We start from the raw sequence: 22,994 nt of genomic DNA on the forward strand, positions 1-22,994 counted from the left end.
CGCGATGACAGATCCGACCCCTACGCCCGCCGTCCGGCGCAACCTGCTCTCCCGGGTGCTCGGCTGGCTGCGCGCCGGATATCCGCAGGGCATCCCGCAATCGGACTATGTCGCGCTGTTCGCGGTTCTGCACCGGCACCTCACCGACTACGAGGTGGTCGTCATCGGCGAGAAGCTGATCGAGGCCAATCCGAACCGGGAATCGATCAGCGAGGCCGAGATCGCGGCGGCGATCGCCGATTTCGCCAAGCAGCAGCCCGCGCCGGACGACGTCTCGCGCGTGGCCTCGCATCTGGCCGCCGGTGGCTGGCCGTTGGCCGAACCGCTGGACGAGGGTGAACCGGCGCCGGAACAGGACTGAGTTACCGGCGCGACAATTCCGCTGTGCCAGCGGAATTCGTGGCAGTACCAATTTCCGATTCGCCCGGATGCCCGCCGGGTGCGCGCTAGCATGCACGGGTGGTTCGGCGTGTGGATGAAACCGATAGTGGTCGTAGTTACGGTGGATTGTCGCGCCAGCAGCGAGTAGCCATGCGGCGAAACCGGTTGACCGATGCCGCACTGGAACTATTCGGTACCCAGGGTTATTCGTCGACCTCGATCGAGCGCCTGTGCGCGACGGCGAATGTGTCGACCCGCAGTTTCTACGAGGACATCGGCAGCCGCGAGGCGCTGCTGATCGCCCTCGTCGACCGCCTCAACACCGCCGCGCTGCACCGGGTCGACGAGGCGCTGGAACGCACCAGCGAGCAGCCACTGGTGGTGCGCGTGGTGGAGAGCTTCCGGGCTTTTCTCGCCGTGACCTGCCGGGATCGGCGCGCGGCCAGGGTGTTCTACGTCGAGGTGGTCGGGGTGAGCCCGGCGGTGGAGGAGTGGCGGCGCGCGCAGCGGCGATCGGTCTCCGGCCTGCTCACCAGGGAGGCCCAGCGGGCCGCCGCGCGCGGGGAAGCGGAATCGCGCAGTGTGCACCTGTTCACGCTCGCGTTGATCGGCGCGGTGAATTCCCTGGCGCAGGAGATGGTGCACGCCACCGTTCCCGGTGACGCGATCTCGGTCGACGAGATCTGCGACGAGATCGCCTATTTCATCCGGTCCGGGCTCTCGGTCCGGCCGTCGGCCCTGCCGACCTGAGCATCGGCGAACGACCTGAGCCGACGAAAAAGGGAGGCGTCCGATCGGACGCCTCCCTTTTCGGTTCTGCGGAGAATCAGATACCCATGCCCTGGGCCAGCATCGGCCACGACTCGTGCAGCGCCTGCTCCCAGTACGGCCAGTAGTGGGTGCCGACCGGGTTGAACATGTAGGTGGCCGGGATGCCCAGCGAGTCCAGCTTGGTCTTCAGGTTCTGCGTGCACGCGTTGGTCGCGGCTTCGATCGCGACGCCGAGGCCGAGGTTGACCACGCCCATCGGGCCGTTGCCCTCGGTGTAGTAGCGCACGTCCTCCATCACCGGCAGACCGCTACCGCTGGAGATGTAGAGGTTGGTGCCGCGCAGCTTCTCGGCGTTGAGGACCGGGTCGTTGGCGACCCAGGCCGGGTCGTTGTCCGGGCCGTACATGTTCTCGGTGTCGCCACCCGCCCAGGTCTCCACGGAGAACTTGACGAACTGCCTGCCCATCGGGTCGGCGATCTGCGCGCAGCCGGAGTAGGCGGCGACGGACTTGAACAGGCCCGGCTTGGCCTCGGCCAGCTGCAGCACCGAGGTGCCGGAGGTGGACAGGCCGGCCAGCGAGTTGAGGCCGGTCGAGTTCAGGGTGCTGTCGAGCAGCGGCGGCAGCTCCTGGGTGAAGAAGGTGTTCCACTTGTTCAGGCCGAGGCGGGCGTCTTCCTTCTGCCAGTCGGCGTAGTAGCTGCCGCGGCCGCCGATCGGCTGGATGACATTGACCTGCTTGTCGGCCAGGAAGCCGAGCGCGTTGGTCTGCGCGGCCCAGCTGGCCGTGCCCTCACCGGCGTCGAGGCCGTTGAGGAGGTAGAGGTTGGGGGCGGGCTTGGACTCGTCGACCGGCCGCTGCACGTCGACGGTGATGTCCTTCTTCATGGCCGCCGAGTACACCTTCAGGTGCCAGGTGCGCCCGTCCTTGACGATCGACGACACGGCAGAGGGCTTCTCGGGTTCGGCCGAGGCGGCGCCGCCGCCCGCGATCACGGCCACCGACAGCGCGGCGGTCAGAGCTACGGCGGTGGTGCGCAAGGCGGCCACGGTACGTACAGCAGAGAGCTTCATCGAACAGTCGGTTCCAGTCCACGGGCCGTGTCGGCTCCGTCATCGCAGTGCTTCCCCCCTTGGCCGAACGATGCGCGCTCGACGGCTGCGGGGCTGTCAGATCCTCCGACACTCTATGTCCTCCGGCGGGACAGAATCGTTACTGGTTCACAATTCGCCGTGACCTCGAGCACGGTTAACGACCGCGCAATACTGCCCGCGAATCGGAAATACCGCCGCAACCAGCCGCTCTTATGGTGACGGCCATGGGTAAGGAAATCCCCGGCGGCGCGTCGGCCGGGATCGAGATCAGCGGGTTGAGCAAGTCGTTCCGGGTGGGTCGCGATACCGTGCGCGCGCTGGACTCGGTCGATCTGCGGACCGCGAACGGCGCATTCCTCTCCCTGCTCGGCCCGTCGGGATGCGGCAAATCGACCGTTTTGCGAATTCTGGCCGGTCTCGACGAACCCACCGCGGGCACCGCCACGATCAACGGGCTGACGCCGGAGCGGCTGCGCGGCGGCCATCAGCTCGGGATCGCGTTCCAGGATTCCGCGCTGCTGCCCTGGCGCAGCGTCGAGTCGAACATCCGGCTGCCGCTGCAGGTCGCCGGGCTGCCCGCCGAACCGGAGCGGATCGCCGAGCTGATCGCGCTGGTCGGCCTGGAGGGTTTCGAGAAGGCCAAGCCCGCGCAGTTGTCCGGCGGTATGCGCCAACGGGTTTCGATCGCGCGGGCACTGGTGGTGCAGCCGTCGGTGCTGCTGCTCGACGAACCGTTCGGCGCCCTCGACGACATGACCAGGCAGCGGCTGAACCTGGAACTGCTGCGCATCTGGACCGAGAAGCCCGCGACCACGCTGATGGTCACCCACGGCATCGGGGAAGCGGTATTCCTCTCCGACGTGGTCGCGGTGATGAGCCCGCGTCCCGGCCGGGTGCTGGAACTGGTCGAGATCGATCTGCCGCGCCCGCGCACCCCTGAAATGATGCGGACGCCGGAATTCCACAAGCTCTGCGATTACCTGTCCGAGCTGTTGTTCGGCCGGGGCGGTGTGGCATGAGTGAGGCACTCGCGGACTCGGGGCCGCCGGTCGAGGCCACGGGCGGGCAGCCGCCGGTGAGCGCGATTCGTGCGCGGCTCGGAGAGGGATTCCGTGGTTACCGGATGGCGGGTGCGTTGGGCGTCGCCGCCCTGATCGCGCTGTGGTGGGTGCTGGCGGCCGCGGGCGTGGCCGGTGGCACGGTGCCGACGCCGTGGCGGGTCCTGTCGACCATGTGGGCCGACGGCTGGGGCCTGTACGGCCCGAACTTCCGGGTGACGGCGGCGGGCGCGCTCCAGGGCTTCCTGTGGGGCAACGCGCTCGCGATCGGGCTCGCCGCACTGATCATGCTGATCCCGCGGATCGAGCCGCTGGCCACCCAGCTGGCCATCCTGAGCTACTGCACGCCACTGGTGGCGCTGGGCCCGATCATCCTGGTGGTCTTCGGCGGCCGCACTCCGACGGTCTTCTTGGCCGCCATGTACTGCTTCTTCACCACCATGGTCGGCGCGGTCACCGGCTTGCGCTCGGCCGACCCGGCGAGCCTGGATCTGGTACGCGCCTACGGCGGCGGTCGCTGGCAGCGGCTGTACCGGGTGCAGGCGATCGCGGCGTTGCCGAATACGTTCGCCGCCTTGAAGATCGCCGCGCCGTCGGCCGTGCTCGGCGCGATCATCGGCGAATACCTGGGCGGTGTCGACAGTGGGATCGGCGTCGCGCTGACGGCCGCGCAGACCGCCTACAACGTGCCGCGCACCTGGGGCATGGCGCTGGCCGCCGCCGCGCTGGCCGGGCTGGGCTATCTGCTCGTCGCGGTGGCCGCGCGACTGATCACGCCGTGGACGGCGAGTACGGAGGAGCGGCGATGACGACCACCGTGCTGCGCCGGATCGGCCGCTTCCTGCTGCCGCTGGCCACCTCGCTGATCCTGCTGCTGGTCATCTGGTCGCTGTTCCTGCGGGCGTTCCCGCAGATCGGGCCGCGGGTCGGCAAGACGCCGTCGGACATCTGGCGCTACCTGGTGACCGCGCCGGGCGCCGCAACGGCACGCCAGGCGATTCTCGACGACCTCGCGATCACCCTGCGCGACGCCGCGATCGGCTTCACCGTCGGCATGCTCGGCGCGCTGGGGGTGGCCGCGCTGTTCGTGCTGTATTCGGCTGTGCGGCAGACGTTCATGCCGGTGGCGATGCTGCTGCGCTCGGTGCCGCTGGTGGCGCTGAGCCCGATCGTGGTGCTGGTCTTCGGCCGCGGCACAGTGGGCGTCGCGGTGCTGGCCGCGATCGTGGTGTTCTTCCCGGCGCTGGTGATGATCATGACCGGGCTGAGCGAAGCGCCGAGGCAGGCCATGGAATTGGTGACCGCCTACGGCGGCTCGCGGTGGACCCGGCTGCGGATGGTCGCCGTTCCCGCCGCGCTGCCCTCGGTGTTCGCCGCGGCCCGGGTCTCGGTGCCGGGCGCGCTGATCGGCGCGCTGCTCGGTGAATGGCTCGGCAGCGGAACGGGTTTGGGCGCCAGCCTGGTACGCGCCATTCCGATGTTCCAGTACAACCGGCTGTGGGCCTCGATCGTGGTGGTGACGGTGGTGTCGGTGCTGCTCTACGCGATCGTCGGAGTCGTCGAGAATCTGGTGCTCGCGCGGTTCGGCCCGAGCGCCGGGCGGGCCTGATCGGGAAGGAATAGCGGCGGAACGCAGACGCAAAGAGAACGAAACGCACCGAAACTACATTCGGCGCATGAACAGTATCGACCGTCGTTCCTTTCTCCGCTATTCCGCGCTGACCGGGGCCGCGCTCGGCGGGGCCGGACTGCTGGCCGCGTGCGGAAGCAGTTCGGGGAGTTCGTCGAACGGTTCGAGCGACGACGGCTCGAAATACGGCAAGGTCGCGGTGCAGTTGTCGTGGCTGAAGAACATCGAATTCGCGGGTGAGTATTTCGCCGATTCGAAGGGATATTTCAAGGATGCGGGATTCGGTGCGGTAGACCTCATCGCGGGTGGCGCGGCGAGTACCTCGGTGGAGGCCGGACTCGACACCGGGAAGGTGTGGATCGGGCTGTCCGCGCCGCAGACCACCGCGCCCGCGATCCTGGAGGGACTGCCCGCCAAGATCGTCGGCGCGACCTATCAGAAGAATCCGTTCGCGATCGTCAGCGCGGCGGGCAAGCCGATCAAGTCACCCGCGGACATGAAGGGCCGCAAGATCGGCGTGCAGGACACCAATCAACTGATCTTCAGCGCCCTGCTGGCCGCCAACGGCATCAAACCGGGCGAGGTGACGGTGGTGCCCGCGCAGTTCGACCCGACGCCGCTGGCCAACGGCGAGGTCGACGGCTGGGTCAGCTACGTGACCAACGAGCCGATCACCCTGGCCGCCAAGGGCTTCGCCAACGATCATTTCCTGTTCGCCGATTTCGGCCTGCCGCTGGTCGCCGAGACGCTGACGGTCACCCAGGACACCATCGACAACGAGCGCGACAAGCTCAAGGCGTTCCTGATCGCCGAGATCAAGGGCTGGCGCGACGCGGTCGCCGATCCCGCCGAGTCGGCCCGGCTGGCCGTCGAGGTGTACGGCAAGGACCAGAAGCTGGAGCTGGGCGAGCAGACCAAGGAGGCCATCGCGCAGAACGACCTGGTCGTCTCGGCCTCGACCAAGACCGACGGTCTGCTGTCGATGACCGACGCGCTGATCGAGCAGAACATCGCCGCGCTGCGCACGGCGAAGATCGACATCAAGGCCGAGCAGCTGTTCGACCTGTCGATCCTGCGCGAGGTCTACGCGGAGAACCCCGGGTTGAAGTAAGTCCTAGATCGCCAGGCCGACCGCCGCCGACCCGTAGTCGCGGCGGGCGGCCAGGCGCAGGCCCGCGCGCGAGGCGAGGAAGTCGGCGGTGACGAAGACGGCGGTCTCGGCCGGCGTGCGCGGGCCCGATTCGAGGCCGGCGGGCACGTGCAGGCGGGCCAGGGTGGGCTCGTCGAAGCCGCCTGCGCGCAGGTCGTCGAGGCGACGGGCCTGGTCGGCGGGCGAGCCGAGCGCGGCGAGGTAGCCCAGCTCGGGTAGTCGTAAGGCGACAGTGAGCAGCGGGATCTCGAAGCGGGGCTCGTTGGCCAGCACCACGATGCCGGTGCTGCTGTCGATCTCGCCTGCGGCCGAGAGGGTGTTCAGATAGCGGTGCGGCCAGTCCACGACGACCTCGGCGCCGGGGAACGACGCGGGATCAGCGAACTCGGGACGCGAATCGCAGATGCTGACCCGGTAGCCGATCATCCTGGCCTGGGCGGCCAGGGTGGCGGCGTAGGCGTTGGCGCCGAAGATGATCAGGCGCGGCGGCGGGCAGTAGGAGGCGACGAACAGGTCCGACTCGGGCAGCGCGACCAGCTCGGTGGCGTGCTTGCGATCGGTGACCAGATGCTGACCGATGACATCGGGATCCTGGTTCCACACCACGGTGAACACGGTGACCCGGCGATGGGCCTGGATATCGGCGGCGATAGCGGGGAATTCCGGGAAATCGCGGCAGGAGAACGGCTCGATGAAGATATCGACCAGTTCGCCGTCGTCGGATCCCGATTCCATTCCGGTGATCAGGCTGTAGCGACGTAGTTGCCGGATGCCGGTCTGCGCGGCTTCCAGTGCCGCCTCGTAGACCGTCTCCTCCAGGCGCCCGGAAGCAATGGATCCGAAGACTCCGCCATTGGGGGTGACGAGCATTCCCGACCCGATCGGCAGCGCGTTCGTGCCGATGGTACGGACCACGGTGGCGAGGCCGCCGGTACGGCCCGAATGCCACACTCGCAGAAGGTCATCGACGATATCGCGCATATCCCAAAACTCCGATCACCGTGCGCCGACTACCGGGAAATCGCGATCGTTCCCTGTCGCCAAGTCGTCGCACGTGACGCACACCATATCCTGACTGGCGCCCAAATAGGAACCAGCTCCCACATCGCCTACGGCTTCCGCCGAAATGGCGTCCCAGTGCTTGTTCTCGATCACAGCGGGATGGCCAGGTGTGTCGGAGAACACACCACGAGCCAGTCCGCTCTCGCTCGCGCGGGCCGCGGCGAGTACCCGGGCGACCACATCGGCTCCGATATCGGGGGTGTCGACGGGAAGGAACGCCACATACCGGGTGCCCGCCTCGGCGGCCGCGCGCAGGCCTGCGCGCACGGTCGCGGAGAGGCCGGTGGCCCAGTCCGCGACCCACCGCCACTCGGTCTCCGGCGGCAGGTGCACGGCGGCCGGATCGGGGCCGGTGGCGCCGAGCAGAACGATCACCGGATCGCAGCCGCCGTCGCGCAGGGCGGTGATCGCCGCGCACAGCCAGGCGCCGTCTTCGGCGAGTGCCTTGGGTTTGCCGTAGCGGGTGCCCGCGCCCGCCGCGAGGACGACGCCCGTGCACGCCGACGGCACGGGAGGGTCGATCGGGGGCATGACGGTGAAGGTAATTGCGCAATGTTGCCGCTCGATTACAGCAGGGGAGCGCAAGGACGACGACACGCCGACGTGACTGACCGCACATCGGTGGCCCGCGGTCGGTGATGGGGAGATGCTGGATCGATGACGAGCGAATCGATCGGCCTGGCGGAGTTCAACGCGCTCTCCGCCGCGGCCGCCGAAGCGGCCTTGCTCGCCTGTTGCTCCGCACCGGGCTGGGCGCGGGCGATCGCCGCCGCGCGGCCCTATGCGAGCACAGACGCGCTGCTCACGGCGGCCGATGCCGCCTCGGCCGCGCTCGACGACGCCGAGCTCGACGCGGCGCTGGCCGGTCACCCGCGGATCGGGGAGCGCCCGACCTCGGCGGCCTCGGCCCGCGAGCAGGCGGGCGTCGCGGGCGCCGACGTCAAGGCCGCGCTGGCCGCGGGCAACCGCGACTACGAGGCCAAGTTCGGCCATCTCTACCTGGTCTGCGCGGCAGGGCGCGACGGCGCGGAGTTGCTCGCGGTCCTGCGGGCACGGCTGGACAACGATCCGTCGACCGAGAGGCAGGTCATGCGCACCGAACTGGGAAAGATCAATCGGCTCCGGCTCGCCCGACTGGTGGCGTCGTCGTGACCGGGCTGAGCACGCACGTGCTCGACGCCGTGCGCGGGGTGCCCGCTGCGGGCGTCGCGGTCTGGCTGACCCGCGGCGATCAACGTCTCACCGAGGCGCTGACCGATGCCGACGGCCGGGTGAAAGAGCTTGCCGCCGGATTGAATCCGGGCGATTACCGCCTGTTCTTCGATACCGGCAGCTATTTCGCGGCGCAGGGAGTCGAGACCTTCTATCCCGAGGTCTGCGTCGCGTTCACGGTGGGTGAGCAGCCGCATCTGCATGTGCCGCTGCTGTTGTCGCCGTTCGCCTATTCCACCTACCGAGGGAGCTGAGCAACCAGATGCCACTGAGTGGTCCGATCGAGCTGGCCGACAATCGCTACGGCAAGGCCGAGAACCGGGTGGTGCGCTTCTACAAGGAGAACGCGCGCCACGAGATCCGCGATGTGAACGTCTCGACCACGCTCCGTGGTGATTTCGCGGCGGCCTACACCGAAGGTGACCAGCGTCACGTCCTGCCCACCGACACCCAGAAGAACATGGCCTTCGTCTTCGCGAAGCGGCCGGGACTCGACACCGTCGAGGACTACGCGATCGCGCTGGCGAAGCATTTCACCGACACCGTGGAGCCCGTGTCGAGCGCGCGGATCGATGTGGAGTCCTATGGGTGGCAGCGGGTATCGATCGACGGGAAGGAACACGACCACACCTGGGTGCGGCAGGGTCCGGAGGTGCGCACCGCCGCGGTGACGGTGGCGGGCAAGGGCGCCGACCAGCGCACCTGGGTGATCGGCGGGATCAAGGACCTGGTGGTGCTCAAATCCACCGGGTCGGAGTTCGCGGACTTCCTCACCGACGAGTACACGACCCTGGCCCCCACCAACGACCGGGTGCTGGCCACCTCGCTGATCGTGCAGTGGCGCTTCGCCGAGACCAGCGGATTCGACTGGGACCAGACCTACGACGGTATCCGGGCCACGCTGCTCGAACTGTTCGCGACGACCTATTCCAAGGCGCTCCAGCAGACCCTGCACGCGATGGGAACCGCGGCGCTGGAACGGTTCCCGGTGCTCGCCGAGATCCGCTTGTCGGCGCCGAACAAGCACCACTTCGACTACGACCTCGCCCGCTTCGGGGTCGAGAACAACGGCGAGGTGTTCTGGGCGGCGGACCGCCCCTACGGCTCCATCCACGCGACCCTGCGGCGCGCGGACGCACCCGAGGCGGGGATCGCATGGCAGCTGTGAGCGCGCCCGATCTGCTGATCGCCGGGTGCGCGGTGGTGACCGTCGACGCGGCGGGCACCGAATACCGCGACGGCTGGGTCACGGTGCGGGGCAACCGGATCGACGCCCTCGGTGCGGGCGCGCCGCCGGAATTCGGGCCCGAGGTGACCCGCATCGACGGGCGCGGCTGCGTGCTGACGCCGGGGCTGGTCAACACCCACCACCACCTGTACCAGTGGATCACCCGGGGGCTGGCCGCCGACAACACCCTGTTCGAATGGCTGACCACGCTGTATCCGGTGTGGTCGCGGATCGACGAGCAGTCGGTGCGGGTGGCGGCCACCGGCGCGCTGGTCTCGCTGGCGCGCAGCGGCTGCACCACCTCGTCGGATCACCACTACGTCTTCCCGCGCGGCGGCGGTGACCTGCTCGCCGCCGAGATCGGCGCGGCTTCGGCGGTCGGGCTGCGGTTCCATCCGGCGCGCGGGTCGATGGATCTGGGCCAGAGCAAGGGCGGGCTGCCGCCCGACGACGTGGTCGAGTCGATCGACGACATCCTCGCGGCGAGCGGCGCGGCGATCGAGCGGTGGCACGACCCGTCCTTCGACGCGATGGTGCGGATCGCGCTCGCGCCGTGCTCGCCGTTCTCGGTGACCGCCGATCTGATGCGGGAATCCGCGGCGCTGGCCAGGTCGGCGGGGGTGCGGCTGCACACCCACCTGGCCGAGACCATCGACGAGCAGGACTTCTGCCAGTCGACCTTCGGGTGCACCCCGGCGCAGTACATGGAACAGCTGGGCTGGCTCGGCGACGACGTCTGGTACGCCCACGCCGTGCACCTCGACGATCCGGCGATCGCCGCGATGGCGCGCACCGGGACCGGCGTCGCGCACTGCCCGACCTCCAACGGCAGGCTCGGCGCCGGCATCGCGCGGACCGCGGATCTGGTGGCCGCCGGTGTGCCGGTCGGTCTCGGCGTGGACGGCGCGGCCAGCAACGAGTCGAGCTCGATGATCGAGGAACCGCGCAACGCGCTGCTGTACGCGCGGGCCGTCGGCGGGCCGCGGGCGATGACCGTGCGCGCCGCGCTGGAACTGGCGACCATGGGCGGGGCGCGGGTGCTCGGCCGGGCCGCGGAGATCGGCTCGATCGAGCCGGGCAAGCTGGCCGACCTGGCGCTGTGGCGGCTGGACACGCCCGCGCACGCGGGGATCGAGGATCCGGTCGTCGCGCTGGTCCTCGGGTCGGCGCCGCCGCTGGCCGCGCTGCTGGTGAACGGGCGCGAAGTGGTGCGCGACGGTGTCGTTACCACGGTGGACGAGGCGGCAGTCGGTGCCGATGTCGCCCGGGCGCAGGCGACGCTGCTGGCCGGTGCGTGAGCGCGAGGGGCGGGCCGACGATCTTGTTACTCCGGCGGTCGGTGCGCTGAACAGCGATGACGCCGAATTCGGGGCACACTGGATGGCGTATACCGGGTTAACCGCGCCGCAATCCGGCGCGGGTTTCGCGCAACATCGTGGCAACTCCCGGCCCCTACTGTGGCCGGTGAGGTAAGCGAGGTGAACGTGGATCTGGACACTGTTCGAGAGGTGGTTCTCGCCCGTGACCGCGCCGACCTGGCACAGGTCGGCGCCGGTAGCGCGGTGCTGGCGGGCGGCACATTCCTGTTCTCCGAACCGCACGATCGGCTCGATCGGCTCGTCGACATCACCACGCTCGGCTGGGCGCCGCTGCTGGAGCGCTGCGACGGGCTCGAGATCGCCGCGACCTGCACGCTGGCCGAGTTCGCCGGGGCGCATCCCGGCCGGGAACTGGGGTCGGACGTGCTGCGACCTGGGTGGCCGGGGACTGCGCTGTTCGCGCAGTCCTGCCGGGCGCTGCTCGCCTCGCACAAGATCTGGCGCACCGCGACCGTCGGCGGGAACGTCTGCCTGTCGCTGCCCGCCGGCGCGGTCCTCGGCGCGCTGGTGGCGCTGGACGCGACCGCCGTCATCTGGCCGCGCGGCGGTGGCGAACGGCGGATTCCACTGCGCGACTTCGTGACCGGGCCGGGGGAGAACATCCTCGCCGCCGGCGCTGTCGTGCGGTCCTTCCTGGTGCCGACCGCGAGTCTGTTGGCGCGCACCAGCTTCCGCAAGATCGCGCTGGCCCCGCTCGGGCGCTCCGGCGCGGTGGTGATGGGCAGGCGCGAGGCCGACGGGCGGTGCGCGATCACCGTCACCGCGTCGACGGTGCGGCCGGTGGTGCTCGACTTCGACACGGTCCCCACCGAATTCGATCTCGCGGTCGCGCTGACCGAGCTGGAACCGGAGGTGTGGTTCGACGATCCACACGGCGCTCCGGACTGGCGCGCGCACGTCACCGGACTGCTGGCCGCCGAGGTGGCCGCCGAGCTCAGGGGGACGGCGTGACCTCAGGACCGCGCGTCGTAGGCGGCGCGGGCGACCAGCACCTGATCCATGTGCTGCTCGGCCCAGCCCTTGATGGTCCGCATGACCGGCAGCAGTTCCAGGCCGAGCGGGGTCAGCCGGTAGTCCACCCGGACCGGCACCTCGGGCAGCACGGTGCGGGTGAGCAGGCCGTCGCGTTCGAGATTGCGCAGGGTCTGGGTGAGCATCTTCTGGCTCACCCCGGCCAGTCGCTGGTTGACCTCGCTGTAGCGCAGCGGGCCGTCGGCCAGCGCGTTGATCGCCAGGCTGACCCACTTGTCGCCGATCCGGTCCAGCAGCTGCCGGGCCGGGCACTCGGCCACGTAGGCGTTGTAGGCCGCGCCCGCCTCGGCGCGGCGCTCGGCGGCGGTGCGTGTGGTCATCGCTCTCCCTCGCGTGCGGTACGCACTTCGCGGTGCGTACTTCCCGATAGAGAGTAGCTCTCCCTAGGTTCGACAAGTACCTACGGAAGAGAGAGACAGCATCATGCGCGCAGTGGTCGTCCACAGTTTCGGCGGACCGGAAGCACTCGAACTCGTCGACGTTCCCGTCCCCGTACCGGGACCGGGGCAGGTCCGCATCCGGGTCGCGGCGGCCGCGGTGAATCCCGTGGACGCGGTGACCAGGACGGGAGCCCTGGTCGAGGCCGGGCTGATGGCGCCGCGCGCGGTGACCGGGATCGGCTGGGACGTGGCAGGCGAGATCGACGCGGTCGGCGCCGGGGTGGCCGGGTTCGTCGCTGGTCAGCGGGTGATCGGGCTGCGGGATCTGCTCGACCGGTCGCTGGGCAGCTATGCCGACTATCTGGTGCTCGACGCGTCGGCCGTGGCGCCCGCGCCCGCCGGACGGTCCGCGATCGAGGCGGCCACCCTGCCGCTGAACGGGCTCACCGCCTTCCAGGCGCTGGACCTGCTCGACCTCGCCGAGGGCGACACCCTGCTGGTGACCGGCGCGGCCGGTGCGGTCGGCGGGTTCGCGGTGGAGATCGCCGCGCGGTGGCGTGGGGTGCGGGTGATCGCGCAGGTGGGCGACGCCGATACCGATCTCGTCCGGGCGCTGGGCGCCGAGTGGGTGGTGTCGCGCGAGGTCACCGACCTGGCCGAGGCCGTGCGCGCGCTGGTGCCCGGCGGGGTCGACGCCGTGCTGGACACCGCGGGCCTGGGCGCCAGGGCGCTGGCCGCCGTGCGCAATCGTGGCTCCTTCGTCACCGTCGTCGGTGGCGCCGACCCGATCCCGTTGCGCGGCATCCGCGTTCACCACACCTGGATCAGCGCCGACGGTGCCGCCCTGGCCACCCTCGCCGCCTACGACCTCACGCTGCGCGTGGCCGACACGCTGCCGCTGGAACACGCGGCGCGCGCCCACACCCGGCTCGCCGAGGGCGGCCTGCGCGGCCGGCTCGTGCTGACCACGGCACCAGGAGGTGGTTCATGAGACTGGAGATCGACGGACGCGCGGTCGAGGCGACCGCGCGTCCCGGGCAATGCCTGCGCACCCTGCTCCGCGAACAGGGCGAACTCGCGGTCAAGAAGGGGTGCGACTCCGGCGATTGCGGCGCCTGCTCGGTCCTGCTCGACGGTGAACCGGTCCACTCCTGCCTGATCCCGGCCCACCGCGCCGACGGTCGCAGCGTCACCACCGCCGCCGGGTTGGCCGATGCCGACGGACCGAACGCGGTGCAGCGCGGCTTCGTCGAGCACGCCGGGTTCCAATGTGGTTACTGCACCGCGGGAATGGTCGTCACGGCGAGCGGTCTGGCCGCCGGTCGGGCCGATGCCGCCGCGCTGGCCGACCGGTCCGCGGTCACCGACGCCGAGCGGGCCGAGCTGCTCAAGGGGAACCTGTGCCGCTGCACGGGTTATCGCGCCATCGCCGATGCCCTGTCGGCATCCTGTGCATCACTGTGCACAACTACGTCCACCCCCACACCCGGTGCGGGCGACCGTGTCGGCGAATCCCGGAGCGCTCACTCTGTCGAGGCGGCTGCCGAGGATCGGGCGGATCGGCCGGGCGGTGCCGTGGCAGTAGCGGGGTCGTCGTCCGGTGCGGGCGTCGAGGAGGTGCGGTCGGCCGATCACAGGGCGGGATCTCTGGCCGACAAGGCGGACGCTTCGCAGGTCGACGCGCGGATCGGAGTCGATCGAGCGGTCGGCTCGGGTGCGGATCAGATGGCCGGTTCGGACGAGGGCCAGGTGTTCGGCGCGAGTGACGACCAAGTGGGTTCGGGTGAGCCGCTGATCGCGAGGGGCCCGGCGGTGGATTCCTATGTCGCCGGGGAGGCGGGGGCGGGCGAGGACGAGGTCACCGTCGTGTCGGCGGTGGTTGGACCCGATGTGGGCGGTGCCGCGGTGGGGGCGGTCGAGGCTCAGGTCGATGCGGCGATGCGGCGCAAGTACGGTCCTGGTCAGATGGGTGATGGGGTGCGGGCGCCGGCCGGCCCGCGGATCGTGCGCGGTGCGGAACCGTTCACCCTCGACCTGGTGCCCGGGGCGGGCGAGCGGATGCCGCCCGTCGCGCCGTGGCATCTGGCCGTACTCACCAGTCCGCATCCGCACGCGCACGTCGTGTCGATCGATACTGCGGCGGCGCAGGCGATTCCGGGAGTACGGCTGGTCCTGACCCACGCGGACGCGCCGGCCACGGCGTTCTCGACAGCGCGGCACGAATTCCGGGAGGACGATCCCGACGACACCTTCGTCCTCGATCGCACGGTGCGGTTCGCGGGCCAGCGGGTGGCCGCGGTGGTGGGGGAGACGCTCGATGCCGCACGTGCCGGAGTGCGTGCGCTGCGCGTCGAATATGAGCTGCTACCAGCTGTTTTCGAGCCCGAATCCGCACTCGCCGCGGACGCGCCGAAGCTCCACGCCGACAAACCGGAGTCGGCGCGTATCGCCGACCCGCAACGCAACCTGGTAGCCGAGATCCACGGCGGGGTGGGGAATTTCGAAGCGGGGATCGAAAGCGCGGCGAAAGTGGTGCGCGGGGTGTGGCATTCGCCGCGCGTGCAGCACGTGCATTTGGAGACACACGGCGGGATCGGCTGGCTGGACGACGCGGGCAGGCTGGTCGTCCGGACGAGCACCCAGGTCCCGTTCCTGGTGCGCGACGAACTGTGCCATGTGTTCGGGCTGGACCGGGACAAGGTGCGAGTGTTCGCGGCCAGGGTCGGCGGCGGATTCGGGGCCAAGCAGGAGATGCTGGCCGAGGACCTGATCGCGCTGGCGGTGCTGCGGAGCGGGCATCCCGTGCAGTACGAGTTCACCAGGACCGACGAATTCACCTCCGCCACCTGCCGTCATCCGATGCGGGTCGCGGTCACCGCGGCCGCCGACGCGGCGGGCCTGCTGACCGCGCTCGCGGTCGACGTGCTCACCGACGCCGGCGCCTACGGCAATCACAGCGCGGGCGTGATGTTCCACGCCGTCGGCGAATCCGTGGCGGTGTACCGCTGCCCGAACAAGCGGGTCGACGCACAGGCGGTGTACACCAACAACATTCCCTCCGGCGCGTTCCGCGGCTACGGGCTCGGCCAGGTGATCTTCGGCGTGGAGTCGGCCATCGACGAACTCGCCCGCGAACTCGGCATCGACCCGTTCGAATTCCGCCGCCGCAATGTGGTCGTGCCCGGTGACCGGTTCACCGGCGCCGAGGTCGACGAGGGCGACCTGACCTTCGGCAGCTACGGCCTCGACCAATGCCTCGACACCGCCCAGCGGGCCCTGCGCCGGGGCAACGGCGTCGCCGCGCCGGCGCCGGAGTGGCGGATCGGCGAGGGCATGGCGGTGGCGATGATCGCCACCGTGCCACCGCGCGGCCACCACGCCGACGCCACCGCGCGCCTGCTCGCCGACGGGACCTACGAGATCGGCGTCGGCACCGCCGAATTCGGCAACGGCACCACCACGGTGCACGCGCAGCTGGCCGCGACCGCGCTGGCCACCACCGCCGACCGGATCCGGATCCGGCAGTCCGACACCGATGTCGTCGGGCACGACACCGGCGCGTTCGGGTCCACCGGCACGATGGTCGCGGGCAAGGCCGCCTACGCGGCCGCCCTGGAGCTGCGCGCGATGCTGCTGGCCAGGGCCGCGAAGGTCAGCGGGCACCCGGAACGCGACTGTGTGCTGGAAGCGGGCGGGGTGCGGTGCGGCACCGACCTGATGACCGCCGAACAGCTGCTCCCCGACGGCGAGCTGGTCGCGCACGGCACGCACGCGGGGACGCCACGCTCGGTGAGTTTCAATGTGCACGCGTTCCGGGTGGCGGTCCGGCCGAGCACCGGTGAGGTGCGGATTCTGCAATCGATCCAGGTGGCGGACGCGGGCACGGTGGTCAACCCGGTGCAGTTGCGCGGCCAGGTGGAGGGCGGCGTCGCCCAGGCGCTCGGCACCGCGCTCTACGAGGACATGCGCACCGACGCGGGCGTGGTGACCACCCGGACGCTGCGGCACTATCACATTCCGCAGTTCGCCGATCTGCCCCGCACCGAGGTGTATTTCGCCGAAACCAGTGACGAGTTGGGCCCGCTGGGTGCCAAATCGATGAGTGAGTCCCCCTACAACCCGGTCGCGCCCGCACTGGCGAACGCGATCCGCGACGCCGTCGGCGCCCGACCGGACCGATTACCGATGACCGCCGACCGCGTGTGGCGGATCATCGCGGAAGGAGCCGCCGGGTGAACTCCCAGCTACCCGAACATATCCGTGCCCGCATCGACGCCACCCTCGACGCCGTCGACGCAGGTCTGCGGACGCGCTACCCGGGCGCGGGTGACCGGATCCAGCCGGTGCACACCGCCTACGTGGGCGCCGACCGCGCCACCGCCGACACCCCGGCCGAGTGGGGCGCTGCCGCGCTCGAACTGCTGCACCGGCACGCCGATTTCCTCGTCGGCCTCGATGTCACCGACGCGCTGTCGGCGGTGCGCCGCAGGCTGACCGAGCAGCCGGTGCAGGACCTGCGGATCGACTTCGAGGACGGCTACGGCTTCCGCGCCGACGCGGAGGAGGACGCGGCCGCCACCGCCGCGGGCAAGGCGCTGGCGAGCTGGGCCGGTCGGCCCGGCGCTCCCACCTCGTTCGGCGTCCGCACCAAGGGCCTGGCCGCAGGCGAACGCAGGCGGGCCCTGCGCACCCTCGAACTCGTGCTCGACGCGGCGGGAGGGGTGGCGCCCGGGTTCGTGTTCACCGTCCCGAAGATCAGGGCGGCCGAACAGGTCTCGGCGATCGTCGACCTGTGCGCCGGGATCGAGGCGGTGCACGGGCTGCCCGAGCGGATGTTGCGCTTCGAACTCCAGATCGAGAGCCCACAGGCGATCATCGCGCCCGACGGCAGCGCGCCGATCCCCCGGATGATCACCCTCGCCGACGGACGGTGCAGCGCACTGCATTTCGGCACCTACGACTACACCGCCGCCTGCGGCATCGCCGCCACCGATCAGGCCCTCGATCATCCGGCGGCCGACCACGCCAAGGCCGTGATGCAGGTCGCGGCCGCCCAGACCGGGGTGTGGATCTGCGACGGGTCCACCCAGATCGTGCCGGACGCCGACCCCGAAGGCGCCTTCCGCAATCACCACCGCCTGGTCGAGCGGGCCTTGCGGCGCGGTTACTACCAGGGCTGGGACATGCATCCCGGGCATCTGGTCACCCGCTGGCTGGCCACCTACGACTTCTTCCGCACAGCCACCGACGTCGCCGTCCCGCGCTTGCAGGCCTACCTGGACCGGCGCTCCGGCGGGGTGATCGACGAGCCGGCCACCGCCGAAGCGCTCGCCACCACCGTGCTGCGCGGCCTGCGCTGCGGTGCGGTCACCGCCGACGAACTCGCCACGCGGGCCGCCGAACTCACCGTCCCGGTGCTCGAGGCGCTGGCCGCGCGCACCTACTCGGCACCGGACGCGCGATGACACACCGGGGAGTGCCTGGGCATCGGCAGGCCAACGCCATGCGGCTCGGTCGATGTCGCGACCGGATGGCCGCGGCGCGACGCTGATTCGAGCGCGGCGATACGCACAGGCAGTACCCCCATGGCGGGCGAGAGCCCGCAGCACCTGAGGCATAGGAGGCAACGGTGACCACACACCTCGGCGGCGACGATTTCACGCTGCTCCCCGACCTGGCGGTTCGATCGCTCGGTGGTTCGGTGATCTGGGCGAACGACGAGTTCTTCGCGGAGAAGGAGAACCTGGTCAACCCGGGTCCGTCGGAGTACCAGCCCGCCACGTTCGGGCACAAGGGGCAGGTCTACGACGGCTGGGAGACCCGGCGGCACCGGGGCAGGCCCGGCGACGACAGCGCCATCGTGCGGCTCGGCGTGCCGGGCGTGATCCGCGGCGTCGTGGTGGACACCGCCTGGTTCAAGGGCAATTACCCGCCCGAGGTGTCGCTGTCGGCGCTGGCGATCGAGGGCTATCCGCCCGCCGAGGAGATCGCCGTCCGCACCGACTGGGTCACCCTGCTCGACCGGGTCAAGGTCGGTGGCGACAGCCGCAATCCCTTCGCCGTCGTCGACGAGAACCGTTGGACCCACGTGAAACTCACCATGCACCCGGACGGCGGCGTCGCCCGGCTGCGCGTACACGGTGAGGGCAGGCCGGACCCGGCGCTGCTCGGCCTCGGTCCGCTCGACCTGGCCGCGCTGGAGAACGGCGCGCTGGTCCTGGACTGCTCCAACCGCTTCTACAGCTCACCGAACCAGCTGCTCTACCCCGGCCTGGCCAGGGTCATGGGCGACGGCTGGGAAACCGCCCGCCGCCGCGACGACGGAAACGACTGGGTACGCATCAGATTGGCGGGCCCCGGCGCGATCCGGCTCGCCGAGATCGACACCTCCTGCTTCCTCGGCAACAGCCCCGGTGCCGCCGCGCTCACCGGCTTCACCAACGACGGCACCCAGGTCGAACTGCTGCCGCGCACCGACCTGCTGCCCGATACCAGGCATCGCTTCGCGCTCGCCCCGGCCGCCGCCTCGGTGGAGGAGGTGCGCCTCGACATCTATCCCGACGGCGGCCTCGCGCGGCTGCGGCTCTTCGGGGAGCTGGGCGCATGAGCGATATCCGGGACTTCGTCGGCTACGGGCCGAATCCACCGGACCCGCAGTGGCCCGACGGCGCGCGGGTGGCCGTGCAGTTCGTGCTGAATTACGAAGAGGGCGGGGAGAACAACGTCCTCGACGGGTCACCGCACTCGGAGACGTTCCTCTCCGAGATGACCCCGGCCGAGGCGTTCCCGAACCGGCACATGAGCATGGAATCGCTCTACGAGTACGGTTCCCGCGCCGGGCTGTGGCGGGTGCTGCGCGCCTTCGAGCGGCGCGGCCTGCCGCTCACCGTCTTCGCGGTGGCGCGGGCCATGCAGCGCAATCCCGAAGCGGTGGCGGCCTTCCGGGAACTCGGCCACGAGATCGCCTGTCACGGGCTGCAATGGAAGTCCTACCAGCTCATCGATCGCGATATCGAGCGCGCCGACATGGCCGAGGCGGTGCGCGTGCTCACCGAGCTGACCGGCGCGGCACCGCTGGGCTGGTACACCGGGCGCGATTCGCCGAGCACCAGGGAACTGGTGGTCGAGCACGGCGGTTTCGTCTACGACTCCGACTCCTACGCCGACGATCTGCCGTACTGGACCGAGGTGCGCGGCCAGAACCACCTGGTCGTCCCGTACACCCTCGACACCAACGACATGCGCTACGCCTCCCCGGCCGGCTTCGCCAACGGCGACGAGTTCTTCGCGCACCTGCGCGACGCGTTCGACGTGCTGTATCGCGAAGGGGCCGAGGGCAGTCCGAAGATGCTGTCGATCGGGTTGCACTGCCGTCTCGCTGGTCGTCCCGCGCGGACCGCGGCGCTGGAACGGTTCCTCGATCACGTTCAAGCGCATGACGGGGTCTGGGTCGCCCGGCGGATCGATATCGCCGAACACTGGCGCAAGGTTCATTCGCCGCTGGTGTGAGAAGTGCGGCCGCGCTCTCGAATTCGGGGGCGCGGCCGTTCTTTTGTCGCGCTGCGGTAGCGAACTCGGGGGCAGGCCGGTTCTGTTTCGCTGCGGTAGCGAACTCGGGGTGTGCCGGTTCTATCGCGCTGCAGTAGCGAACTCGGGGCGCGCCTTTTCTATTGTGCTGCAGTAGCTCTCGGGCGCAAGTGCCGGGCGAGGATGTCGAGGGCGTTGAGCACCTCGGCGGCCGCGGCCGGGTCGTCCGTGGGGAGCGCTGCGGTGACGGCGGCGTCGATCGTGGAGGCGCGGATCTGCGCGACCCGGGCGGAGATTCGCGCGGCCGGGCGGATGACGGTGCGGCGGCGGTCGCGCGGATCGGTGTCGGTGGTGATCGAGCCCGCTTCCTCGAGCCGGGCCACGGCCGTGGACACCGCGCTCTGCGGGAGTCCGGTGCGGCGCGCGATCTCGCCGACGGTGCTGTCCGGATGGGCGACGATGTCGCTGGTGACGACGAGCACCGGCCGGTGACCGCTGCCGAGGCCCTCGGTGGGCAGGGCCTCCTCGCCGATCTTCATCAGCGTCCGCCCGAGCAGGAACAGTTCGACTCCATCCATGCCGCCAAGATACATCACAGTTGATGCATCAGGATTGATGAATCAAATTTGATGAATTACGGTGGACGACATGAGCATGATTCACGCCGACACGCTGCTGGTTCCGGACGCCGAGCTGTACTACGAGGTGCGCGGTCGCGGACCGACGCTGCTGATCTCGCAGAGCGGTGAGGGGGACGCGCGGCGCAGCGAGGCGCTGGTGCGGGAACTGGAAGCGGACTTCACCGTCATCACCTACGACCGGCGCGGACTTTCGCGCAGCCGGATCCACGGCACGCCGGGCGCATCGATCGCCACCCACGCCGACGACGCGCACCGGCTGCTGGCCGCGCTCACCGACGCGCCGGTGGTGATGCTCGGTTGCAGCATGGGTGCGTCGATCGGCCTGCACCTGGCGGTCACCCATCCGGGACAGCTGAGCACACTGATCGCCCACGAGCCGGTGAGTCCATGGCTGCTAGCCGCGACCGAGCGCGCCCATCACCTCGCGGAGCTGGCCGAATGTCAGGAGGTCTTCCGCGAGCAGGGCTGGCGGGCGGCACTGGCGCCGATGGTGCGCACCCTCGGCATCGATCCGGCGAATCAGGAGGTCGAACCGGGCGTGCGGTTGGCGCCGATCGATGCCGACCGCGCACGCAACTTCGAGTACTTCCTCAACCACGACTTCACCGCCGTCCGGGCCGACCACATCGACGTCGCCGCACTCCATGACTCGCCGACGCGCATCGTCCCCGCGACCGGGCGTACCACCGCGCACCACGTCTTCGACCACAAATGCGCACGGGAACTGGCAGACCTGCGCGTCACGCCGCTGGTCGAATTCCCCGGCGGCCACAATGGCAACCTCACCCACCCGGCCGCGTACGCCGCGGTCGTACGCGCGGTGCTGGCCGAGGCCCGGCCCTGAACGGCAGGGCTGGGTCTGGTGCTGGGCGAGGCCCCGGCCCTGAACGGTGGGGCCGGGTCTCGTGCTCAGGCGAAGAGGGCGCGGACGAACGGGAGGGAGTCGACGAGGGAGGCGTTGACCGTGCCGTCGTGGTCGGTGGGGTAGGCGCGGACGGTGACCGGCTGGCGGTTCGCGGTGAGGACGGCGGCGAAGCGCAGGGTCTCGGGGGTGACGACATCGGTGTCGCGTAGGCCCTGGCCGAGGAACACGGGCCGGTCGTAGCCGGATTCGGGCAGGCCCATGTAGCGCGAGAGCAGGCCGTGCGCGTCGGGGATCGATGACATCGGACGGGCGAAGAGGCTGCCGAGGCTGGGCTTCGCGGCGGCGAGCTCGTCGCCGAGCGGGCCGATGCAGCCGGTCTCGGCGCGCGCGACCCACGCGCGGCCGGAGTCGGTGAGCAGGCCGTCGATGCCGAGGTCGGGGAACGTGGTGCGCAGGCCGTTGAGGATGTAGAGCACGTACGCCGACAGGTGCGCGCTGAGCGCCATCGGTGGCATGCCGGGGCCGAGCAGCTGGATGACGTCCTCGATGTAGGCGGGCACGCCGGTGCCGACCGCGCCGCGATAGTCGAGGGCGGGGCCGCCGAACTCGGTGGCGTAGCGGGCGGTGAACACCGCGGCGCCGCCGCCCTGGGACTGGCCGACCACGGCCCACTTGTTCGACAGCGCCGGGTACTGCGCGGTGGCCGCGTGCACCGCGTCGACCACGTTGTGCGCCTCCACCACGCCGTTCAGGTACGGATGCGCTCCCGGGCCACCCAGGCCCGCGTAATCGGCCGCCACGACCGCGTACCCCTGGTTCAGCCAGGTGCCGAGGTAGGCCCAGTCGCGCTCGACCGCGGCGGGCCCGGCCACGCTGTACGCGCAGTCGTCCCCGAGGCCGACGGTGCCGTGCGCCCACGCGATCACCGGCCACCCACCCGCAGGCGCCGCGCCCGCCGGAAGGTACACGGCCGCGCTGGTGGTGGTCGGCTGGTCGCCCGCCGTCGTCGAGCGGTAGATCAGCCGCTCGGCCCGCGCCGCACCGGGCAGCGTCGCCGCGGCGGACAGCGTCTCGACGCCGACGACACTCCCGGCCCGCTGTTCCGGCTGTGCGCCCGCCGCCGTCGGCACCAGACTCACCGCGGCCGTCGCCGCGACCACCGCCAGCGCGACCTTCGACGTCGCCGCGATCCTCGAAATCCTCATGGGGTCACCCTCTCGTCTTCGCGGACGAGTGTCCAGGACTGCGCGCGCTGCCCCCATTTCCGGGGTGGGCGGCGATGTCGGGCGATTCAGTGACGACACGCACACCATTCCTGCCCGGCGTGGTGTGTGAAACAGGTCACAGGGTGCGAGAGTTGGGCGTGTCGGGCAGTGCCCGGGCGGGCAGCGCTAACAGTACGGGCGTTATGCTAAAACTCCTGGTCAGCGCTACCGGTCGGTAGGATGGGTGCTTGCAATTAGCCCGCAAATTTCGCAAAGTTAGCAAACGCGGCGGCAAACCTAGCTGAGATTCACATAAGCAACAGGTAGACGGCTATTTCCTGGTGTGCCATCGTGTGGAAGTACACCCCTCAGGCCCTAGC

General features: G+C 70.2%; 23 protein-coding genes. 17 read left to right on the forward strand and 6 right to left on the reverse strand.

The window, feature by feature from the left end:
* Nucleotides 1-4: 4 nt before the first annotated feature.
* Together ACFVW6_RS02965 and ACFVW6_RS02970 are read left to right on the forward strand one after the other, a co-directional pair.
* Nucleotides 5-361 carry a DUF3349 domain-containing protein gene (locus ACFVW6_RS02965; RefSeq protein WP_355274220.1) on the forward strand — a complete coding sequence of 119 codons (357 nt, stop codon included), beginning with the start codon at nucleotides 5-7 and terminating at the stop codon, nucleotides 359-361.
* Nucleotides 362-546: 185 nt separating this feature from the next.
* Complete coding sequence (locus ACFVW6_RS02970) at nucleotides 547-1,131, forward strand: TetR/AcrR family transcriptional regulator (protein ID WP_355274217.1); 585 nt, start codon at nucleotides 547-549, stop codon at nucleotides 1,129-1,131.
* A gap of 76 nt (nucleotides 1,132-1,207) precedes the next feature.
* On the opposite strand, the gene ACFVW6_RS02975 is transcribed toward ACFVW6_RS02970, so the two are convergent.
* Nucleotides 1,208-2,224 carry an alpha/beta hydrolase gene (locus ACFVW6_RS02975; protein ID WP_378824024.1) on the reverse strand — a complete coding sequence of 339 codons (1,017 nt, stop codon included), beginning with the start codon at nucleotides 2,222-2,224 and terminating at the stop codon, nucleotides 1,208-1,210.
* Nucleotides 2,225-2,469: 245 nt separating this feature from the next.
* On the opposite strand from ACFVW6_RS02975, the gene ACFVW6_RS02980 reads away from it, so the two are divergent.
* The 4 genes from ACFVW6_RS02980 to ACFVW6_RS02995 all read left to right on the forward strand — a co-directional run bounded on the left by ACFVW6_RS02980 (nucleotide 2,470) and on the right by ACFVW6_RS02995 (nucleotide 6,044).
* Nucleotides 2,470-3,264: an ABC transporter ATP-binding protein gene (locus ACFVW6_RS02980; RefSeq protein WP_355274212.1), complete on the forward strand. Its 795-nt coding sequence runs from the start codon at nucleotides 2,470-2,472 to the stop codon at nucleotides 3,262-3,264.
* Nucleotides 3,261-4,112, forward strand: a complete 852-nt coding sequence (locus tag ACFVW6_RS02985) for an ABC transporter permease (RefSeq protein ID WP_378824023.1) — start codon at nucleotides 3,261-3,263, stop codon at nucleotides 4,110-4,112. The genes ACFVW6_RS02980 and ACFVW6_RS02985 overlap by 4 nt, the downstream gene beginning before the upstream one ends.
* Nucleotides 4,109-4,912 carry an ABC transporter permease gene (locus ACFVW6_RS02990; protein ID WP_378824022.1) on the forward strand — a complete coding sequence of 268 codons (804 nt, stop codon included), beginning with the start codon at nucleotides 4,109-4,111 and terminating at the stop codon, nucleotides 4,910-4,912. The genes ACFVW6_RS02985 and ACFVW6_RS02990 overlap by 4 nt, the downstream gene beginning before the upstream one ends.
* Before the next feature lie 67 nt (nucleotides 4,913-4,979).
* The gene (locus ACFVW6_RS02995) at nucleotides 4,980-6,044 is read left to right on the forward strand and encodes an ABC transporter substrate-binding protein (protein WP_355274206.1); all 1,065 of its coding nucleotides are present in this window, start codon (nucleotides 4,980-4,982) and stop codon (nucleotides 6,042-6,044) included.
* A 3-nt stretch (nucleotides 6,045-6,047) separates the two neighbouring features.
* Here ACFVW6_RS02995 and ACFVW6_RS03000 read toward each other — a convergent pair whose 3' ends face one another.
* Both ACFVW6_RS03000 and ACFVW6_RS03005 read right to left on the reverse strand, forming a co-directional pair.
* A complete protein-coding gene (locus ACFVW6_RS03000; RefSeq protein WP_355274203.1) occupies nucleotides 6,048-7,064 on the reverse strand; it encodes an XdhC family protein in 1,017 nt (338 codons plus the stop codon).
* Nucleotides 7,065-7,079: 15 nt separating this feature from the next.
* On the reverse strand, nucleotides 7,080-7,676 hold the full coding sequence (locus ACFVW6_RS03005) for an NTP transferase domain-containing protein (RefSeq protein ID WP_378824021.1): 597 nt from the start codon (nucleotides 7,674-7,676) through the stop codon (nucleotides 7,080-7,082).
* A 126-nt stretch (nucleotides 7,677-7,802) separates the two neighbouring features.
* Here ACFVW6_RS03005 and uraD point away from each other — a divergent pair, with 126 nt between their 5' ends.
* The 5 genes from uraD (at nucleotide 7,803) to ACFVW6_RS03030 (ending at nucleotide 11,915) form a co-directional block, all read left to right on the forward strand.
* Nucleotides 7,803-8,297, forward strand: a complete 495-nt coding sequence (gene uraD, locus ACFVW6_RS03010; RefSeq protein ID WP_378824020.1) for a 2-oxo-4-hydroxy-4-carboxy-5-ureidoimidazoline decarboxylase — start codon at nucleotides 7,803-7,805, stop codon at nucleotides 8,295-8,297.
* The gene (gene uraH / locus ACFVW6_RS03015) at nucleotides 8,294-8,611 is read left to right on the forward strand and encodes a hydroxyisourate hydrolase (RefSeq protein WP_357342443.1); all 318 of its coding nucleotides are present in this window, start codon (nucleotides 8,294-8,296) and stop codon (nucleotides 8,609-8,611) included. The genes uraD and uraH overlap by 4 nt, the downstream gene beginning before the upstream one ends.
* An 8-nt stretch (nucleotides 8,612-8,619) precedes the next feature.
* Entirely contained in the window at nucleotides 8,620-9,525 is a 906-nt protein-coding gene (gene pucL, locus ACFVW6_RS03020) for a factor-independent urate hydroxylase (RefSeq protein WP_378824018.1), read from the forward strand.
* Nucleotides 9,513-10,883, forward strand: coding sequence for an 8-oxoguanine deaminase (locus tag ACFVW6_RS03025; RefSeq protein ID WP_378824017.1), 1,371 nt, complete (start codon nucleotides 9,513-9,515; stop codon nucleotides 10,881-10,883). Before pucL ends, ACFVW6_RS03025 begins: the two co-directional genes overlap by 13 nt.
* A 186-nt stretch (nucleotides 10,884-11,069) precedes the next feature.
* On the forward strand, nucleotides 11,070-11,915 hold the full coding sequence (locus tag ACFVW6_RS03030; protein WP_365011229.1) for an FAD binding domain-containing protein: 846 nt from the start codon (nucleotides 11,070-11,072) through the stop codon (nucleotides 11,913-11,915).
* Nucleotides 11,916-11,917: 2 nt separating this feature from the next.
* On the opposite strand, the gene ACFVW6_RS03035 is transcribed toward ACFVW6_RS03030, so the two are convergent.
* Entirely contained in the window at nucleotides 11,918-12,316 is a 399-nt protein-coding gene (locus tag ACFVW6_RS03035) for a winged helix-turn-helix transcriptional regulator (protein ID WP_378824016.1), read from the reverse strand.
* Nucleotides 12,317-12,419: 103 nt separating this feature from the next.
* Between ACFVW6_RS03035 and ACFVW6_RS03040 the strand changes: the two genes are divergently transcribed.
* The 5 genes from ACFVW6_RS03040 to puuE all read left to right on the forward strand — a co-directional run bounded on the left by ACFVW6_RS03040 (nucleotide 12,420) and on the right by puuE (nucleotide 19,885).
* Nucleotides 12,420-13,367: an NADP-dependent oxidoreductase gene (locus ACFVW6_RS03040; protein WP_378824015.1), complete on the forward strand. Its 948-nt coding sequence runs from the start codon at nucleotides 12,420-12,422 to the stop codon at nucleotides 13,365-13,367.
* Nucleotides 13,364-16,612: a molybdopterin cofactor-binding domain-containing protein gene (locus tag ACFVW6_RS03045; RefSeq protein WP_378824014.1), complete on the forward strand. Its 3,249-nt coding sequence runs from the start codon at nucleotides 13,364-13,366 to the stop codon at nucleotides 16,610-16,612. Before ACFVW6_RS03040 ends, ACFVW6_RS03045 begins: the two co-directional genes overlap by 4 nt.
* Nucleotides 16,609-17,841, forward strand: a complete 1,233-nt coding sequence (locus ACFVW6_RS03050) for a DUF6986 family protein (protein ID WP_378824013.1) — start codon at nucleotides 16,609-16,611, stop codon at nucleotides 17,839-17,841. Before ACFVW6_RS03045 ends, ACFVW6_RS03050 begins: the two co-directional genes overlap by 4 nt.
* A gap of 164 nt (nucleotides 17,842-18,005) precedes the next feature.
* Entirely contained in the window at nucleotides 18,006-18,983 is a 978-nt protein-coding gene (alc, locus tag ACFVW6_RS03055; protein ID WP_378824012.1) for an allantoicase, read from the forward strand.
* Nucleotides 18,980-19,885 carry an allantoinase PuuE gene (gene puuE / locus ACFVW6_RS03060; RefSeq protein ID WP_378824011.1) on the forward strand — a complete coding sequence of 302 codons (906 nt, stop codon included), beginning with the start codon at nucleotides 18,980-18,982 and terminating at the stop codon, nucleotides 19,883-19,885. The genes alc and puuE overlap by 4 nt, the downstream gene beginning before the upstream one ends.
* 158 nt (nucleotides 19,886-20,043) lie before the next feature.
* Here the strand turns inward: puuE and ACFVW6_RS03065 are convergent, their stop codons facing one another.
* Nucleotides 20,044-20,481: a MarR family winged helix-turn-helix transcriptional regulator gene (locus tag ACFVW6_RS03065; RefSeq protein ID WP_378824010.1), complete on the reverse strand. Its 438-nt coding sequence runs from the start codon at nucleotides 20,479-20,481 to the stop codon at nucleotides 20,044-20,046.
* Nucleotides 20,482-20,551: 70 nt separating this feature from the next.
* Between ACFVW6_RS03065 and ACFVW6_RS03070 the strand changes: the two genes are divergently transcribed.
* A complete protein-coding gene (locus tag ACFVW6_RS03070) occupies nucleotides 20,552-21,388 on the forward strand; it encodes an alpha/beta fold hydrolase (RefSeq protein WP_378824009.1) in 837 nt (278 codons plus the stop codon).
* Nucleotides 21,389-21,453: 65 nt separating this feature from the next.
* Here the strand turns inward: ACFVW6_RS03070 and ACFVW6_RS03075 are convergent, their stop codons facing one another.
* Complete coding sequence (locus ACFVW6_RS03075; protein ID WP_378824008.1) at nucleotides 21,454-22,614, reverse strand: lipase family protein; 1,161 nt, start codon at nucleotides 22,612-22,614, stop codon at nucleotides 21,454-21,456.
* Between the last annotated feature and the right edge of the window lie 380 nt (nucleotides 22,615-22,994).

Source organism: Nocardia sp. NPDC058244 (assembly GCF_042882065.1).
Classification (GTDB): domain Bacteria; phylum Actinomycetota; class Actinomycetes; order Mycobacteriales; family Mycobacteriaceae; genus Nocardia.